The sequence below is a fragment of the Paracandidimonas lactea genome (assembly GCF_021653995.1).
Taxonomy (GTDB): Bacteria; Pseudomonadota; Gammaproteobacteria; order Burkholderiales; family Burkholderiaceae_B; genus Allopusillimonas; species Allopusillimonas lactea.
Genome location: NZ_JAJJOZ010000003.1, coordinates 329289 through 345610, shown reverse-complemented (window position 1 = coordinate 345610; position 16322 = coordinate 329289). Strand labels below are relative to the sequence as shown.

The window sequence follows — 16322 nt, the reverse complement described above, 5'->3', positions numbered from 1 at the left end:
CGGCTTAATCTTTTTCGAACCATGATCGAATTCCAGCACGTTTTCAAATCATACGGACGCGGGCGCAATATCCTGGCCGATCTCAACTTCCGCATCGAGCCCGGCGAGTTCGTGTTCGTATCGGGCCCATCGGGTGCGGGCAAATCCACGCTGCTCAAATTGATCAGTGGCCTGGAGCCGCCCAGCCGCGGTTCGGTGCACGTCAACGGCAACCGCATCGATCGCATGCCGCAGCGGGCGCGGCCCTACCTGCGTCGCGCGGTGGGTGTGATCCTGCAGGATACCCACCTGCTGTATGATCGCAGCGCGCTCGACAACGTCATGCTGCCGCTCGATGTCATCGGGCTGGGCGCCGGCCAGGCAGTCACCCGTGTACGGGCAGCCATGGAAAAAGTCGGCCTGGCAGGCAAAGAAGACCTCACCCCGGTCGAGCTGTCCGGCGGCGAGCAGCAGCGCCTGGCCATCGCTCGTGCCATTGTCAATCGTCCCGCCATCCTGATTGCCGACGAGCCCACAGCCAATCTCGACCATGAAACAGGCCGACGCATCATGGAAGTATTCCGCGATTTCAACCGCGTGGGCGTCACCACGCTGATCGCTTCGCACGACACCGAGCTCATGACCAACTACGCTTCGCGCACGCTGCATATCGATGCGGGGCGATTCTCGGACATCAAGGGGGTCGCATGAAGCGCTGGGTAAGGCAGCATCGATACGCGATCCGGGTGGCACTGCGCCGGCTTCTGGCGCAGCCGTTCTCATCGTTGTCCAATATCATGGTCATCAGCTTGGCGCTGGCCATCCCTATCCTGGCGGCGTCAGTGCTCATTTCCGTCGAGCCGCTGGCGCGCGCCATCCCGGTCAATCCCGAGATCACGCTGTTCCTGGATCCACAGGCACCCGCCAGCCAGGCTGATAAGCTTGCCGCCCAATTGCGCACCGATCATGCCAGCGTGGTGGGCAGTGCCCGCGTAGTCACGCGCGCGCAGGCGTTGGGCAGGCTCAAGGACAACCCCGCATGGCGGGATGCCCTGGCGGTGCTGCCCGGCAACCCTTTGCCGGACGCGGTCGTCGTCACGCTGGCCGACACCGCTGACTCGTCAGGGGTGGCGGCCGAGCTCGCCCAGCAATGGCGCAAGTTGGACAACGTCGATGCGGTGCAACTGGACAGCGACTGGGTGCGCCGTCTAGAGGCGCTGCTGGGCTTTGCCCGCATCGGGCTGGCTTTGCTGGCCGGGGCTGTCGCCCTCATGGTGCTGGCCACCGTGTTCAATACCGTGCGCCTGCAGGCGCTTACCCAACGCGAAGAGATCGGCGTGGCGCGCCTGGTGGGCGCAACCGAATCCTTCGTGCGCCGGCCTTTTCTCTACCTGGGCGCCATCAGTGGCATAATCGCGAGCCTTATTGCCATTGGGCTGGCTGCGTTGGCGCTGGCGCCGCTGAACACGGCGCTGGCCCGGTTGGCCAGCAGCTATGGCGCCGAGTTCGCGGTGCGCCTACCCGATCCCGCCAGCCTATTGCTGGCCACGATTCTGGTGGCCATCCTGGGCGCGCTGTCGGCGCGCTGGTCAGTCAATCGCACCACTCGCTTCTGATTGCGCACTGGATGCAATGGATATGCTCTTCCGGTCGTACGCCGGGCAAGTGCCCGGCACACCTTTTTCTTTGCCTCTGTTTATGGATGTGATGGATAGCACGCCCGCCCAGGCGACAGGCGCTGACAACAGCCGCACCACCGCCCCTGTTTTCGACGGCGCGCCAATGCGGTTCGCACATGCGGTCACGGCGTGGCAAAAGGCGCACGGGCGCAACAGCCTGCCCTGGCAGCATACGCGCGACCCATACCGCATCTGGCTGTCCGAGATCATGCTGCAGCAGACACAGGTGGCGACCGTCATCGGCTACTACGAGCGCTTTCTGCAGCGTTTTCCAGATGTGCAGTCGCTGGCGGCCGCCGCCCAGGAAGATGTGATGCCATACTGGGCGGGCTTGGGCTACTATGCCCGCGCCCGCAATCTGCACCGCTGCGCGCAGGTCGTCTGCGCCGAATGGGGCGGCAAGTTTCCGCCCACGGCTGCGCAAATCGCCACACTGCCAGGTATAGGCCGCTCCACCGCCGCCGCCATTGCTGCATTCGCCTACGGCGAACGCAGCCCCATCATGGACGGCAACGTAAGGCGCGTGTTCGCACGGTGTTTCGGCGTCGAGGGTCAAACCAATGAACGCGCGGTAGAAAACCGCCTGTGGGCGCTGGCCGAGGAAATGGTCGCGGCGGCTCCCGCCACGCTGGACATGACTGCCTACACGCAAGGCTTGATGGACCTGGGCGCACAGCGCTGCACGCGCTCGCGGCCCTGCTGCGATGCCTGTCCACTGCAGGTGGGCTGCCACGCTCGCCTGCACAACCGGCAGCACGAGCTCCCCACGCCGCGCGAGAGAAAGGCCGTGCCCGAGCGCACCTGTGCGATGCTGGTGCTGAACCACCAGGGCCGCATCCTGCTGGAGCAGCAGCGCTCGCCTGGCATCTGGGGCGGCCTATGGAGCCTGCCGCGCTATGACGACGCTCCGGCCCTGCAGGCAGACTGCGCGCTGCTCGGCTTCGAGCACGATCAGCCTTGCCGCATGGCGGCGTTTACGCACGTGTTCACACACTTCCGGCTGCATATCGAGCCCTGGTATCTGCACAGCGATGCGCCGTTGATGGTGATGTCACCCGGTATCCGCCAATCGTGGATCCCGATTGCCCAGCTCCCCGAGGTCGCCTTGCCCGCGCCGGTGCGCAAACTGCTCGATGGCCTGTTTCCGCCACAGTCATTAATCTGACCGTCAAGGCATGGCTTGACGGTAGTTTGGGTTTTTTAGCCGAAGGCCGTGGTGAGGCAAGCTGGTTGCTTCGATCGCTCGCCCCATAGGGGCTCCCGTCACACGGAATGCTGCGCGGGGCTAGCCAGCCCCGCGTCTACAACATAAACCGCAGTTCAACCCTTCTGCGCATCCAGCTTCTTGGTGAGCGTCTCTAGTGGCACGGCACCATTAATCCGCGAACCGTCACTGAAGAAAATCGCTGGCGTGCCCTGCACCATCAGCTTGCGCCCCAGCGCCAGCATCTGCTCGATAGGTGCATCGCACTCAGCCTTGGCCGGCACCTTGCCATCCACCATCCACGCCATCCACGTACCGGCCTTATCCTTCGCGCACCATACATTGCGCACCTTCTCCGTCGAATCCGGCGACAGAATCGGGAACATGAAAGAATAGATCGTAATGTTGTCCACGCCCTTCAGCGTCTCGTGCAGGCGCTTGCAGTAGGGGCAGTTCGGGTCCTCGAAAATCGCCATCTTGCGCGATCCGTCGCCCTTCACAATTTTGACTGCAAGCTCAAAAGGCAGCGACGCGAAAGGCACCTTGGACAGCGCCTCAAGCCGTTCGGCCGTCAGGTCGAGGCGACGCTGGGCGTCGATAAGTGTGCCCTGCATAATGTAGTTGACATCACGGTCGACGTAGACCAGATCATTACCCAGCCGGATTTCATACAGGCCAGCGAACGGCGTCCCGGCGACACCGCCCACGTCCACTTCTGGAAAACGCTTCTCGAATGCTTTCTTGACGCCGTCCAACGCCACCTGGCTGTCTGCCTGTGCCGGCGCGGCGCGCTCGGGTACAGAGATGCCCGAGGGCACAGCCTGACCTGACTGTGCGGATTGGGCGGGTGCGGCCCGCGCATCGCCAGCTTGCTCCGGCTTCGCGGCGCCCGGCTGTGCGGCGTCCACAGCACCCTTGAGGGCGTCGGCATGTGAGGACGCAGTTTTGTCGGACTGCGCCTGAGCCGCCGTGGCAGCGCCGTTGCCCTCCGCAGCCCCGGCCTGGACAGGCTGCTGATCCGCCTGCTGCGCAGCCGCTGGCACGCCCCAGAACGATAAACCGAAAGTAGCGGCCACAAGCAAGGCCGCCGCATGCATACGCATAGGTACTCCTTTCATACATCCTCGATCATTGATCATACGCCATGCTGCTCGCCAGCCGCGGCAGCGATCAGCAGCCGCTTGACGAAAGGCAAGCGATCCGCTGCCAGCATACCCGCGTTGCGGGCCCAAGCCATGGGCACACCTGGCGCGGCAAACAGGCGGTGCAAGCCATCGGTGGCCAGCCGCATCGCCAGCACGGGCTCGGCGCGTGCGCGGCGATATCGGTGCAACAGCCGCAGGTCACCCGCACGGCGGAAGTGTTCTTTCTCGGCCAGCACGTTCACCAGCGCCTCTACATCGCCCAGCCCAAGATTCAGGCCCTGCCCCGCGAGCGGATGCACTCTGTGCCCCGCGTCGCTGACGAGCGCCACACCCGGCGCCACCATGTCGCTATGCTCGATGAACAGCGGGAAGGCAAAAGGTGTGCTGCGCACCCGAAGCGCGCCCAGACGCCCGCCCGTGGCTGCCGCCAAGTGCGACTCGATATGCACGCACCGCGCCTCGTCGGGCAGAGCCATCCATTCGTCGGCGGTGGCCGCTGGCAGCGACCACACCATGGAAACCTGCGGCCCCTGGGCTGTATCGGGCATGGGCAGCAAGGCCAGCACACTGTCGCCGGTAAACCATTGCACGGCAACATTCTGGTGCGGCAATTCTGCATCAAGGTGCACCACGATGCCGGTATCGCCATAAGGGCGCGAATGATGCGCGATGCCGGCAGCCTGGCGCACCGGTGAGCGCGCGCCATCAGCCCCAATTAAAAGTGCGGGCGTAATCTCGCGACCCGCATCCGTACACACCGTACCGGCATGCAGCGAGGCAAACTTTTCATTTATCCAGGGCAAGCCGTACACCTGCACCGCCTGCCGCAACACCTTTTCCATTTCGCTGGATTCGACAATCCAGGCTAGCGCGTCCTGCGCCGCCTGCCAGGCATGCAGGTTGACAACGCCCTGGGCGTCACCATGCACCTCCATACCCTGCACCGGCGTCACCCGACGCATGTCCATGAGATCCCATACACCCAGCTGCGACAGAAACGACTTGCTGGCCCCGGACATCGCGTAGACCCGCGGGCAATAGTGATCGTTTACATAGGCCTGCGGGGCGTTGCGCGGGCCAAGCAAGGTGACGGGATAGCCTGCGCGGGCCAAGCCCAGGGCTGCCGCCAGGCCGGCGATACCGCCGCCACAAACCAGGATTGCTTCTTTATGCATCTTGCCGTGTATTGCCATAATGAGTGCGCCGCAGTCTCAACGAGCCGAGGGCGCACCCGCGCCCTTGGGCCACAGTACCCATGTATCGCCCTGCTGCTTCATACGGCCCGCCTGCTCGCCGGCCTGGTCGCCCGATCCCCAGTAAAAGTCTGTGCGGCCCGCACCCTTGATGGCCGCCCCCGTGTCCTGCGCCAGCATCAGCCTGCGCAAAGGCGCCCCCGAGCCCGGGTGCGTCGTGGACAGAAACACCGGCGCGCCCAGCGGTACGAAGCTGGTGTCCACCGCCACGGAACGCCCACCAATCAGCGGGATGCCATAAGCACCCTTGGGCCCCAACTCGGGATCGGTAATAGTTTCGTCGCGAAAGAACACCATGGCTGGGTTCGCGTTCAGCATCTCCTGCACCCGTGCCGGATTCTTGCGCGCCCACGCTTTGATGTTCTGCATCGACGCCTGTGCCAGCGGCATCTCTCCGCGGTCGGCCAGCCAGCGCGCAATAGACATATACGGCCGGCCGTTGTGATCGGCATATGCCAGGCGCAGGGTATTGCCATTGGGAAGCACCGCGCGGCCAGACCCCTGGATTTGCAGGAAGAAAGCCTCGACCGGGTCGTTGACCCACACAATGACGGGCGGCTGGCGGTCTGGCGAAGCGGCGATCTCGGCACGTGTGTCGTAAGGCACCACACGCCGCCCCTGCAGCTTGCCACGCACACGTTTACCCGCCAGCTCGGGGTAGACGGCGCCCAGGTCGATGGTGAGCAGATCATCCGGGGCGGCGTACAACGGCCATTGGTATGCGCCTTCGCGCGTGCGCGAGGCTTGCACCGTGGGCTCGTAATAGCCCGTCACCGTGTTGCGGGCCGGTTTACCCGCCGCATCGAGCAAGCGCCATGGCTGCAGATTGGCTTCGAGAAACTGGCGCACCTGGGCCGCATTGGCGTCCTGCGTCGAGATGCCCGACTGGCTGGCAGCCGCGCATACGGGCTGCCAGACCCTGGGGGTGGCACGCGCCTGGGCGGCCAGCGAACCCGAGATCGGACGCATCAAGCCCTTGCAGTTGTTGATGAACGCCTTCCATACATGCTCCAGCCCGTCTTCACGCCATGAAGGCAGCGACGCCCACGACGCGAGCTGGAATCGCCCGGCCAGCGCACGCGGCGGCGTATCGCGCATGGAAGCCAGCGATGGCACCACCAACGGCTGCGCCGCGATATCCGGTGGCGCTTCAGGCTGCCCGGGCGCGCCCACACCGGGCTGTTCGGGGGGGACGGTACCGCAGGCGGCGAGCAGCGCAAGCAGGCCACAGGAAAGCAGAAGTTTCTTCATGTTATGCGTTTTTATCGTACGAACGGACGAGCGGACGAAGAGGCGGATAGGCAAACGATAGACTTGCGACAAAAGCATGGCAACGGGCGGCGCATTCGGTACAGGATACGGTAGATACGGGCGCCGCGCGCGGTGCCCGCGCAATCAGTGCAGCGTGCGCGGCATGGCCAGTACGAACTCAGCGATGGGCACGTCGAATGGCTGGCCGTCTTCGCCCACGCAGTGATAGGTGCCACGCATGGTACCAACTGGCGTGGGCAGTGGACAGCCGCTGGTGTATTCGAATGTTTCTCCTGGGGCGAGCAGCGGCTGCTGGCCGACGACGCCCAGGCCGCGTACCTCTTGGGTTTTTTGCTCGCCGTCCGTGATGACCCAGTGCCGGCTGATGAGCTGTGCCGGCTGGGTACCGGTATTGGTGATGCGCACCGTGTAGGCAAATATGTATTGCTGCGCGTCCGGGTCGGACTGGTCTGGCAAATATTGGGGTGTAACGGTAACGGAGAAATCGTAGGGTTTCATGCTGGGGTTCCTGGCCATGCACCGGGCAGCGCTAAACTGCAATAATTACACATTCGCCGTCGCGGCGCTTTGAACCGGCCCACTGCCCAACCTGCAAGCCATGTCTATGCCATTTTCCCGCCCCACCCGCATCGCCCCCAGCCTGCTGGCGGCAGATTTCGCCAAGCTGGGCGAAGAAGTCGTCAACGTTGTCGCCGCTGGCGCCGACTGGATACATTTCGACGTCATGGACAACCACTATGTGCCTAACCTGACCATGGGGCCCATGATATGCGAGGCGCTGCGCCCGCACACCACCGTCCCCATCGATGTGCACCTTATGGTTGAGCCGGTGGACGCCATTATCCCGCAATTCGCCAAAGCGGGCGCCAACATCATTACCTTCCATCCCGAGGCCACGCGCCATGTGGATCGCAGCCTGTCGCTGATCCGCGAGCACGGCTGTAAGGCCGGCCTGGTGTTCAACCCCGCCACGCCGCTCGAATACCTGGACTACGTCATGGACAAACTCGACATCGTGCTGCTGATGTCGGTCAACCCAGGCTTCGGCGGGCAGAAGTTCATCCCCGGCACACTCGATAAGCTGCGTCAGGCGCGCCAGCGCATCGACGCCTGGGTGAATGCGGGCGGGCAGCAGATCGCGCTCGAGATCGACGGCGGGGTCAAGGCCGACAACATCGGCGCCATTCGCGCAGCGGGCGCCGATACCTTCGTGGCGGGCTCCGCCATTTTCGGTCAGCCCGACTACAAGGCGGTCATCGACACCATGCGCGCCGAAATCGCCAAGGCCGAACGGCTGTCCGCCTGAGCGCATGCCCGCCCGCAGCCCGCCGCTAAAGCAAGTGCACGTGGGCAACGCCGCCCAGCCTACACCTTCGTAGTCAATAACCACACGGCCTTCGGCCACACGCCCTTACCAGATCGCACCAACGCTCTCCAACAAACGGACGCCCCATGCAATTCGACGCTGTACTACTGGACCTTGACGGTACCTTGCTCGACACCATCCCTGACCTCGCCGACGCCACCAACGCCATGCGGGAAAGCCTGGGCATGTCCCGCCTGCCCGATGACGTCATCGCCACGTATGTGGGCAAGGGTACAACTGTGCTGGTAGAGCGCGCCCTGGCCAACAATCCACAGGGCATCGGCCCATCCGCGGAAGCCTTGGCGGCCGGGCTCGATAGCTTTCACCACCACTACCACACGATCAACGGCCGCCGCGCGGCGCTCTACCCTGGCGTACTGGAGGGCCTGCAGGCATTTCAAGGGATGGGCGTGAAGCTGGCCGTGGTCACCAACAAGCCTACAGAATTCACCCTGCCGCTGCTGGCGCACTGCGGCCTGGCGCCGTACTTTGCACACGTGGTATGCGGCGACACGTGCGCGCGCAAGAAGCCGGATCCGATGCCGCTGCTGCATGCCTGCGAGTTGCTGGGCGTGGCCCCCGGGCAAGCGTTGGCCATTGGCGATTCAGTCAACGACGCCCAGGCGGCCCAGGCCGCGGGCATGGCCGTTCTGGCAGTGCCTTACGGCTACAACGAAGGCCGCGACGTGCGCGAACTCGATGTCGATGATATAGTGGCGACTATCGCGGACGCAGCCGGCTGGGCTGCCAACCGCCAACCGCAAACCCAGAACACATGAACGCTACCCTGTATTACGGCACCACGCCCCGCGCCAACTGGCGCTGGTGGCGTTTGCGTTCTGGGTAGCGGTAATCCCCTCCCGGCACCAAGGTCCGTCCTTACCGTGCCGTCAGCAAATTACCTCGCAGCACAAGCCCGGAACCTTCACAATCGGCCGGGCTTTTTTGTTGTAGCGATCTGTCCGGCCTGTCGAATACCCCAACAGAGACCAACCATGACAGAAATCGAGTTCAACGCCCTGGCCGCGCAAGGCTACAACCGCATTCCCCTCATCGCCGAAACCTACGCCGACCTGGACACGCCGCTGGCCATCTACCTGAAGCTTGCGCATAGCGGGCCTGAAGGCGGACGCAATACTTGCCTGATGGAGTCCGTGGTGGCTGGCGACCGGATCGGGCGCTACTCCTTCATCTGCCTGCCCGCCAAAACCGTTATCCGCGCCAACGGCAACGTTACCGAAGTGCTGCACAACGGCGAAGTGGCCGAACGCTACAAAGGCGATCCGCTGGCCTTCATCGAGGCGTACCAGCAACGCTTCAAGGTTGCCATGCTGCCGGGCATGCCGCGCTTTGCGGGCGGCCTGGCGGGCTACTTCGGCTACGACACCGTGCGGCACATCGAACCGCGCCTCGGCCCCGCCACCAAGCCCTTCCCCAATTCGCAGGAACACGGCACGCCCGACATCATGTTGCTGCATGTCGACGAACTGGTCATTGTCGACAACCTGGCAGGCCGCACTTACCTGATGGTGTACGCCGACCCCGGCCAGCCCGAAGCCTACGCACGCGCGCGCCGCCGCATCAAAGCCCTGCGCGAAAAACTGCGCACGCCAGTCGTCATCCCCTACGCCTACGCAAGCCTGCAAACCACCGAGCAGCGCGATTTCGCCAAGGCCGACTACATCAAGGCCGTACTCAAGGCCAAAGAGTACATCGCCGCCGGAGACCTGATGCAGGTGCAGGTGGGGCAGGTCATCACCAAGCCCTTCCGTGATTCGCCCTTGTCGCTGTACCGCGCGCTACGCTCACTCAACCCGTCGCCGTATATGTACTACTGGAATTTCGACAGCTTCCAGGTGGTGGGTTCATCGCCCGAAATTCTGGTGCGCCAGGAAGTCGTCGAAGAACACGGCCAGCGCAAGACCCTGGGCACCATTCGCCCGCTGGCCGGCACCCGCAAGCGCGGCGCAACCCCCGAGGAAGACCGCCTGCTGGCCGAAGACTTGCTTGCCGACCCAAAGGAACGCGCCGAGCATGTCATGCTCATCGACCTGGCCCGCAACGACATCGGCCGCGTCTCCAAGACGGGCACGGTGCAGGTGACGGACACGATGACCATCGAACACTATTCGCACGTCATGCATCTGGTGTCCAACGTCACCGGCGAGCTGGACGAGAACATGAGCAATATCGACCTGCTGCGCGCCACCTTCCCAGCCGGCACGCTCACGGGCGCCCCCAAGGTGCGCGCCATGGAGCTCATCGACGAGCTCGAACCCGTGCGCAGGGGTATCTACGGCGGCGCGGCCGGATACATGAGCTACGGCGGCGAAATGGACCTTGCCATTGCCATCCGTACCGGCATCATCAAGGACGGAATGCTGTACGTTCAGGCTGCCGCAGGTATCGTGGCCGATTCCGACCCCGAAAAAGAATGGCAGGAAACCGAGCAGAAAGCGCGCGCGGTGCTGCGCGCAGCCGAGCAGGTACAGTTTGGGCTGGACGAGCCGATCTGAGCGCGCGGACGCTGACGCTGCACGGGTTCATCCGCATGTCCCGGCGGGGCCGCCGCAGTTGGCGCGGAGCATGCCCGGTATCCACCGGCCGCCGGGCAGCGGCGAAGCAACACGCCGACCGCTGCCAGCCTCGGCCGCAACCCCGCCAAGGCGGCCCGTTCCGCCCGCAGCCCTGTGCATACAGTGGGCGCGGTATTACAACGGCTTGGCCAGCAGCTTCGGCGTGATCTCGCTTATGGTTTTCGCGCCGGTGAGCGTCATCGCCACGCGCATTTCTTTTTCGATCAGATCAAGCAGATTGGCGACACCCGCCTCGCCAGCCGTGGCCAGCGCGTAAACAAAGGCGCGGCCCAGCAGTACGGTATCCGCGCCCAGCGCGATCATGCGCACGACGTCCAGCCCATTGCGCACACCCGAGTCGGCCAGGATGGCCAACTCGCCCTTGACCGCATCGGCAATAGCCGGCAGCGCCCGCGCCGAAGACAGCACGCCGTCGAGTTGGCGCCCGCCATGGTTGGACACCACGATGCCGTCGGCGCCGAAGCGCACCGCATCGCGCGCATCGTCAGGGTCCAGAATGCCCTTGATCACCATTGGGCCCTCCCAGAACTCTCGGATCCACTCCAAGTCTTTCCAGGAGATTGATGGGTCGAAGTTGGCGCCCAGCCACCCGATATAGTCCTCCAGCCCGGTTGGGTTGCCGCGGTATTTGGAGATATTGCCCAGGTCGTGGGGGCGCCCAAGCAGGCCCACATCCCACGACCAGGCGGGCCGCAATACAGACTGGATATAACGACGCAGGCCTGCATAAGGCCCGCTCATGCCCGAATGCGCGTCGCGATAACGCGCGCCCGGAACTGGCATGTCGACCGTGAATACCAGCGTGGTGACGCCAGCCGCCTTAGCCCGCTCCAGCGCGTTACGCATAAAGCCGCGATCGCGCAGCACGTAGAGCTGAAACCACATGGGGCGCTGTATGGCCGGCGCAACCTCTTCGATCGGGCACACGGACACCGTGGACAGCGTGAACGGGATGCCTTTTTTATCAGCTGCCCGCGCGGCCTGTACTTCGCCGCGGCGCGCGCACATACCCGCCAGACCGATCGGCGCCAGCGCCACCGGCATGGAGAGCGTCTCGTTGAAGAGCGTGGTTTGGAGGCTGAGATCGGCCATATTGCGCAGCACCCGCTGGCGCAGGGCAACGCCTGCCAGATCGTCCACGTTATGCCGCAGGGTGTATTCGGCATAGGCGCCGCCGTCTATGTAGTGAAAGAGAAAAGGCGGCAAACGGTTCTGCGCGGCAGCGCGGTAGTCGGTGGAGGCGGAGATGATCATAATGAGCTGGAAATCCCGCCTGCCCGGCGGTGGTCTTGGGAAACAGCACAGTATAGGGCGGCGGCCGCGCCGGAGCTATTCTTGCATCCTAGCGTTTCCCCCAAGGCAAGCCCTGCCACGCCGGCCTCCGCGCCCACTATGCGCCCACCATATGCCCACCTATGCGCGCCCAGGCGCCACTTTTCCCCATCCGGCCTTCGCCCTTCATTCGTCCATATCGCCAGACAGGCGCAGCGGGATTTTCAGGTAGCGGGTGCCATTGAGTTCCGGGGCGGGAAGCCGGCCTGCGCGGATATTGACCTGGATCGAAGGCAGCAGCAGCACTGGCGCCGCTAGGCTGCTGTCGCGTGTGGTGCGCATGGCCACGAAGTCGTCCTCGCTGACCCCGTCGTGCACATGAACGTTGCCGGCGCGCTGCTCGGCTACTGTGGTTTCCCAAGCATAGTGATCCCGCCCCGGCGCTTTGTAATCGTGGCACATGAACAGCCGCGTTTGCGGCGGCAGAGCCAGCAGCTTGCGGATGGAACGATACAGTGTGCGCGCATCCCCGCCCGGGAAATCGGCACGTGCTGTGCCGTAATCGGGCATGAACATCGTGTCGCCTACAAACACGGCATCACCAATACGGTAGGCAACACAGGCGGGCGTATGGCCGGGGGTGTATATAACCTCGATACGCAACTCGCCCAGTTCCAGGGAGTCGCCGTCGGCCAGCAGGCGATCGAACTCGCGCCCCTCGCCCGAGACGTCGTCCAGGTTGAAGACTTTGCGGAATATGTGCTGCACGTCGCGGATATGCGCGCCAATTGCGAGCCGGGCGCCCGTGCGCCGCTGCAGGTAGTGCGCGGCGCTCAGGTGATCGGCATGAGCATGGGTTTCAAGCAATAGCACGATTTCAAGGCCGTGCCGACGCGCAGTCTCGAGTACCTGATCGGCGCTCGACGTGGTGAGCTTGCCGCTGCGGTGATCATAGTCGAGCACAGGGTCGATGACCGCTGCACGCCGGGTTTGCGGATCGGACACGAGATAAGTCAGCGAACCGGTGGCTTCGTCGTGAAAAGCCGTGATACCAGGCCGGGCGCCCATTACAGCATTTGCCGCGTCATCGGCCATATGGCCACCAGCCGAATGGCCAGTGTATGCCGCACCGCCGTCCGCCTGCCCTATTGCCGGCGAGTCCTCTGTATACGTGTTCATCTTTATACCCCTGTATGTTTCTACTGCCGTTCCAATTTCTGCCGAATGCCTGCACACGCCGTGCCGCACGGACAGCGTAATAAGTTAAATCCCATTATATTAGGTTTATCTTATATACAAAGATTGTGCAACACCTTCGGGCTGCTTCATCGACAAAGCGTCATTCAGGTTGTAGAATTGCTCGCATGAAATCCATCGCAACTTCCCGACTTGCTCAGTGGTGGCGCTTCCGTTAGGAAGCGGCTCGTTGTTGCGTCTTACATTCGCACCTTGCCGCCGTTCTGGATGGCACAGGTTCGAAATCCCTCTTCCCCGGTACGGCGGCTCCCTGACTCAGGAGACTGTCCTTGTTACCACCCTCCCTCTCGAAAAACATCTGCCCCGTGGCTACACGCCTTGTGCCGCTTGCGCCACTGCGCGCGCGCAATGGCCGTCGTCATGCGCACACCCTTACCCTCACCACGCCCGCGCGGGAGCCGTCATGCTGCTGATGCTCGACAATTATGATTCCTTCACGTACAACCTCGTTCAATATTTTGGCGAGCTAGGTGAAACCGTGCGCGTTCTGCGCAACGACCAAACCACGGTCGAAGAAATCGCAGCCCTGAACCCTGACCGCATCTGTGTTTCACCTGGGCCGTGCTCGCCCGCCGAGGCGGGCATTTCCATTGCGCTGATACAGCATTTTGCGGGAAAAAAACCCATCTTGGGCGTATGCCTGGGCCATCAAGCTATCGGCGCAGCCTATGGCGGCAATATTGTGCGTGCCAAACAGATCATGCACGGCAAGGTGTCCGACATCACCCATGAAGGCACCGATGTATTCACCGGCCTGCCTTCACCGTACACGGTAACCCGCTATCACTCACTGGCGATCGAGCGCGAATCGCTGCCCGATTGCCTGCACGTCACCGCCGAAACCGACGACGGCGAGATCATGGGCGTACGCCACAAGACACTACCGTTGTATGGCGTGCAGTTTCACCCCGAATCCGTACTGAGCGAGCACGGCCACGCCCTGCTGAAGAACTTTCTCGCACTCTGACATTTTTCGGTCGGTAGCGCCACCCTGCACGGACGCTCACCGGCCAACCCCGCAGCCAAACACGACGGCGGGCCCACCACATAAGATACAAAGGACCGACTGTGACAATCAGCCTTACCGAAGCGCTAACCCGCTGCATTGAACACCGCGAAATTTTCCACGACGAAATGCTGCATCTGATGCGCATGCTGATGCGGGGCGAAGTATCGCCGCAAATCGCCAGCGCGCTCATCATGGGCCTGCGCGTCAAAAAGGAAACGATCGGCGAAATCACGGCAGCCGCCCAGGTAATGCGTGAGTTTGCCCTGCCGGTCAATGCGCCCGACCCCGACGACCTGCTCGACATGTGCGGCACCGGCGGCGACGGCTCTAGTACTTTCAACATCTCCACCGCCGCCATGTTCGTGGCAGCATCGCAAGGCGTGCGCATCGCCAAGCACGGCAACCGCAGCGCCTCGTCCTCGTCCGGCAGTGCCGATGTACTCGAAGAGCTGGGGTTCAACATAAACCTAAACCCCGAGCAAGTCGCCGACTGCATCAGCAATGTCGGCATGGGCTTTATGTTTGCACCCGCCCATCATGGCGCCATGAAGAACGTTGCAGCAGTGCGTAAAGAACTCGGCGTGCGCACCATTTTCAATATTCTCGGCCCGCTGACCAACCCCGCCGGCGCCGGCAACCAACTCATGGGCGTCTTCCACCCCGACTTGGTGGGCATACAGGTACGGGTACTCGAACGGCTGGGTTCCAAGCATGTGCTGATCGTGCACGGCAAGGATGGCATGGACGAAGCCTCGCTGGGCGCCGCCACCCTGGTCGGCGAACTGCGCAACGGCGAAGTGCGCGAATATGAGATCCATCCTGAAGACTTCGGTATGGCCATGGTGTCCAATCGTTCTATCCGGGTCGCCAACCGCCAGGAATCCGCGCGGCTGGTCATGGATGCCCTGAACAACGTCGATGGGCCGGCACGTGATATCGTTGGGTTGAATGCCGGGCTGGCAATTTATGCCGGTAATCGGGCAAGCTCAATAAAGGAAGGCCTGAAACTCGCCTTCGAGGCGATCTCCAGTGGCGCCGCACGCGACAAGCTGGAGCAATTCCGGGCCTACACCGGGAGGTTGAAAAAATGAACGACATACTTGCCAAGATTCTCGAAACAAAAAAGGCTGAGTTAGCCACGGCACGCCAGATGCGCAGCGAATCCGACGTGCTGCGCGAAGCCAAAAGCCGCAAAGACCTGCGCGGCTTTGCCCGCGCCATCGAAGAAAAGATTGCACAAGGCAAGCCCGGCGTCATCGCCGAGGTGAAGAAGGCATCGCCGTCAAAGGGCGTCATCCGCGAAAACTTCAATCCAGCCGAAATTGCCGCCAGCTATGCGGCGCACGGCGCAGCCTGCCTGTCGGTGCTCACCGACGTGCAGTTCTTCCAAGGTGCGTACGACCACCTGCGCCAGGCGCGCGCAGCCTGCACGCTACCGGTGCTGCGCAAAGATTTCATCATTGATCCGTATCAGATCATCCACGCACGCGCTATTGGCGCCGATTGCATCCTGTTGATCGTGGCGGCGCTGACATCCTCACAGCTCAAGGAATTCGAAACTGTAGCGACCGAGCTGGGCATGGATGTGCTGGTGGAAGTACACGATCGGGCGGAGCTGGACACAGCGCTGCAGCTCAATACCTCGCTACTGGGCATCAATAACCGCAACCTGCGCACCTTCGAAACCTCGTTGAACACTACGCTCGACCTGCTGCCTCATGTCCCCGAAGGAAAGCGTGTCGTCACCGAAAGCGGCATTCTCACGCCCGAACACGTGCACACCATGCGCGAACATGGCGTCAATGCCTTCCTGGTCGGCGAGGCTTTTATGCGCGCACCCGACCCTGGCGTCGCGCTGCAAGCGCTGTTCGGCTGACAGCGCGCCCGCGTTGGCCGGCGCCCATTCATCGCCGGCCGCGCGGCAGGGCCTTCTTGCGGCGGCCCCCAGCCTGGGCGCTGCTGTACCTGTACGGTAATTGCCAAAAAAAGCGCGCCGCGCGAGCTTCTGAACCTTGCACCACCGCGTGCTTTTCAGTGCGCTCCGCGTGTAATCTGTTGCGAAATCCCCACTAGAAAACAAGCCCAATAAAATTAGGGGTTTACCCTAGACGAAAAATACCTATATAATCGCGGCACTGCACAATTTATCGCGCCGGCATTTTCATACAGCACACACGCTGTGTCATAGCAGTTGACTGATCCCTCAGCACCCATGCCGCGGCGCCATCGATCTCTGACCTCCTGGCCTTGCGCCGCGTATCCTCTCAACGCGGCATATCTGGTTGATCC

15 protein-coding genes are annotated in these 16322 nt (G+C 62.9%); 9 read left to right on the top strand and 6 right to left on the bottom strand.

Annotated features, from left to right (window positions below; translation table 11 throughout):
- Window positions 1-21 precede the first annotated feature (21 nt).
- The 3 genes from LOL23_RS08450 (at window position 22) to mutY (ending at window position 2823) form a co-directional block, all read left to right on the top strand.
- Window positions 22-690 carry a cell division ATP-binding protein FtsE gene (locus LOL23_RS08450; RefSeq protein ID WP_160980391.1) on the top strand — a complete coding sequence of 223 codons (669 nt, stop codon included), beginning with the start codon at window positions 22-24 and terminating at the stop codon, window positions 688-690.
- The gene (locus tag LOL23_RS08445; RefSeq protein WP_160980389.1) at window positions 687-1595 is read left to right on the top strand and encodes a cell division protein FtsX; all 909 of its coding nucleotides are present in this window, start codon (window positions 687-689) and stop codon (window positions 1593-1595) included. Before LOL23_RS08450 ends, LOL23_RS08445 begins: the two co-directional genes overlap by 4 nt.
- A gap of 166 nt (window positions 1596-1761) precedes the next feature.
- Complete coding sequence (mutY, locus tag LOL23_RS08440) at window positions 1762-2823, top strand: A/G-specific adenine glycosylase (RefSeq protein WP_160980657.1); 1062 nt, start codon at window positions 1762-1764, stop codon at window positions 2821-2823.
- Between the two features lie 155 nt (window positions 2824-2978).
- Here the strand turns inward: mutY and LOL23_RS08435 are convergent, their stop codons facing one another.
- The 4 genes from LOL23_RS08435 to apaG form a co-directional block, all read right to left on the bottom strand.
- On the bottom strand, window positions 2979-3965 hold the full coding sequence (locus tag LOL23_RS08435) for a DsbC family protein (protein ID WP_237173468.1): 987 nt from the start codon (window positions 3963-3965) through the stop codon (window positions 2979-2981).
- A 32-nt stretch (window positions 3966-3997) separates the two neighbouring features.
- The gene (locus tag LOL23_RS08430) at window positions 3998-5182 is read right to left on the bottom strand and encodes an FAD-dependent monooxygenase (RefSeq protein WP_160980387.1); all 1185 of its coding nucleotides are present in this window, start codon (window positions 5180-5182) and stop codon (window positions 3998-4000) included.
- Between the two features lie 36 nt (window positions 5183-5218).
- On the bottom strand, window positions 5219-6511 hold the full coding sequence (mltA, locus tag LOL23_RS08425) for a murein transglycosylase A (RefSeq protein ID WP_160980385.1): 1293 nt from the start codon (window positions 6509-6511) through the stop codon (window positions 5219-5221).
- Between the two features lie 144 nt (window positions 6512-6655).
- Window positions 6656-7030: a Co2+/Mg2+ efflux facilitator ApaG/CorD gene (gene apaG / locus LOL23_RS08420; protein ID WP_160980383.1), complete on the bottom strand. Its 375-nt coding sequence runs from the start codon at window positions 7028-7030 to the stop codon at window positions 6656-6658.
- 106 nt (window positions 7031-7136) lie between these two features.
- On the opposite strand from apaG, the gene rpe reads away from it, so the two are divergent.
- The 3 genes from rpe to trpE all read left to right on the top strand — a co-directional run bounded on the left by rpe (window position 7137) and on the right by trpE (window position 10414).
- Window positions 7137-7838, top strand: coding sequence for a ribulose-phosphate 3-epimerase (gene rpe, locus LOL23_RS08415; RefSeq protein WP_369414107.1), 702 nt, complete (start codon window positions 7137-7139; stop codon window positions 7836-7838).
- A 146-nt stretch (window positions 7839-7984) separates the two neighbouring features.
- Window positions 7985-8677 (top strand): phosphoglycolate phosphatase, encoded by a 693-nt coding sequence (locus LOL23_RS08410; RefSeq protein ID WP_237173467.1) that lies wholly within the window; start codon window positions 7985-7987, stop codon window positions 8675-8677.
- Window positions 8678-8893: 216 nt separating this feature from the next.
- Window positions 8894-10414, top strand: coding sequence for an anthranilate synthase component I (trpE, locus tag LOL23_RS08405; RefSeq protein WP_237173466.1), 1521 nt, complete (start codon window positions 8894-8896; stop codon window positions 10412-10414).
- Window positions 10415-10609: 195 nt separating this feature from the next.
- Here trpE and lldD read toward each other — a convergent pair whose 3' ends face one another.
- On the bottom strand, window positions 10610-11749 hold the full coding sequence (gene lldD, locus LOL23_RS08400; RefSeq protein ID WP_160980375.1) for an FMN-dependent L-lactate dehydrogenase LldD: 1140 nt from the start codon (window positions 11747-11749) through the stop codon (window positions 10610-10612).
- A gap of 204 nt (window positions 11750-11953) precedes the next feature.
- Entirely contained in the window at window positions 11954-12835 is an 882-nt protein-coding gene (locus LOL23_RS08395; protein ID WP_160980653.1) for an MBL fold metallo-hydrolase, read from the bottom strand.
- Between the two features lie 592 nt (window positions 12836-13427).
- Here LOL23_RS08395 and LOL23_RS08390 point away from each other — a divergent pair.
- From LOL23_RS08390 to trpC, 3 genes are all read left to right on the top strand, one after another.
- Window positions 13428-13991: an aminodeoxychorismate/anthranilate synthase component II gene (locus LOL23_RS08390; protein ID WP_237173465.1), complete on the top strand. Its 564-nt coding sequence runs from the start codon at window positions 13428-13430 to the stop codon at window positions 13989-13991.
- A 101-nt stretch (window positions 13992-14092) separates the two neighbouring features.
- Entirely contained in the window at window positions 14093-15124 is a 1032-nt protein-coding gene (gene trpD / locus LOL23_RS08385) for an anthranilate phosphoribosyltransferase (protein WP_160980362.1), read from the top strand.
- Window positions 15121-15909, top strand: a complete 789-nt coding sequence (gene trpC / locus LOL23_RS08380) for an indole-3-glycerol phosphate synthase TrpC (RefSeq protein WP_160980360.1) — start codon at window positions 15121-15123, stop codon at window positions 15907-15909. Before trpD ends, trpC begins: the two co-directional genes overlap by 4 nt.
- Window positions 15910-16322: the final 413 nt, after the last annotated feature.

What these genes read in the sequence shown, in the direction of transcription:
- lldD (WP_160980375.1), bottom strand. Translation starts at nt 11,749, where the DNA reads ATGATCATCTCCGCCTCCACCGACTACCGCGCTGCCGCGCAGAACCGT.
- LOL23_RS08410 (WP_237173467.1), top strand. Translation starts at nt 7,985, where the DNA reads ATGCAATTCGACGCTGTACTACTGGACCTTGACGGTACCTTGCTCGAC.
- LOL23_RS08395 (WP_160980653.1), bottom strand. Translation starts at nt 12,835, where the DNA reads ATGGGCGCCCGGCCTGGTATCACGGCTTTTCACGACGAAGCCACCGGT.
- LOL23_RS08390 (WP_237173465.1), top strand. Translation starts at nt 13,428, where the DNA reads ATGCTGCTGATGCTCGACAATTATGATTCCTTCACGTACAACCTCGTT.
- LOL23_RS08445 (WP_160980389.1), top strand. Translation starts at nt 687, where the DNA reads ATGAAGCGCTGGGTAAGGCAGCATCGATACGCGATCCGGGTGGCACTG.
- trpC (WP_160980360.1), top strand. Translation starts at nt 15,121, where the DNA reads ATGAACGACATACTTGCCAAGATTCTCGAAACAAAAAAGGCTGAGTTA.
- mltA (WP_160980385.1), bottom strand. Translation starts at nt 6,511, where the DNA reads ATGAAGAAACTTCTGCTTTCCTGTGGCCTGCTTGCGCTGCTCGCCGCC.
- apaG (WP_160980383.1), bottom strand. Translation starts at nt 7,030, where the DNA reads ATGAAACCCTACGATTTCTCCGTTACCGTTACACCCCAATATTTGCCA.
- trpE (WP_237173466.1), top strand. Translation starts at nt 8,894, where the DNA reads ATGACAGAAATCGAGTTCAACGCCCTGGCCGCGCAAGGCTACAACCGC.
- rpe (WP_369414107.1), top strand. Translation starts at nt 7,137, where the DNA reads ATGCCATTTTCCCGCCCCACCCGCATCGCCCCCAGCCTGCTGGCGGCA.
- LOL23_RS08435 (WP_237173468.1), bottom strand. Translation starts at nt 3,965, where the DNA reads ATGCGTATGCATGCGGCGGCCTTGCTTGTGGCCGCTACTTTCGGTTTA.
- LOL23_RS08450 (WP_160980391.1), top strand. Translation starts at nt 22, where the DNA reads ATGATCGAATTCCAGCACGTTTTCAAATCATACGGACGCGGGCGCAAT.
- LOL23_RS08430 (WP_160980387.1), bottom strand. Translation starts at nt 5,182, where the DNA reads ATGCATAAAGAAGCAATCCTGGTTTGTGGCGGCGGTATCGCCGGCCTG.
- mutY (WP_160980657.1), top strand. Translation starts at nt 1,762, where the DNA reads ATGCGGTTCGCACATGCGGTCACGGCGTGGCAAAAGGCGCACGGGCGC.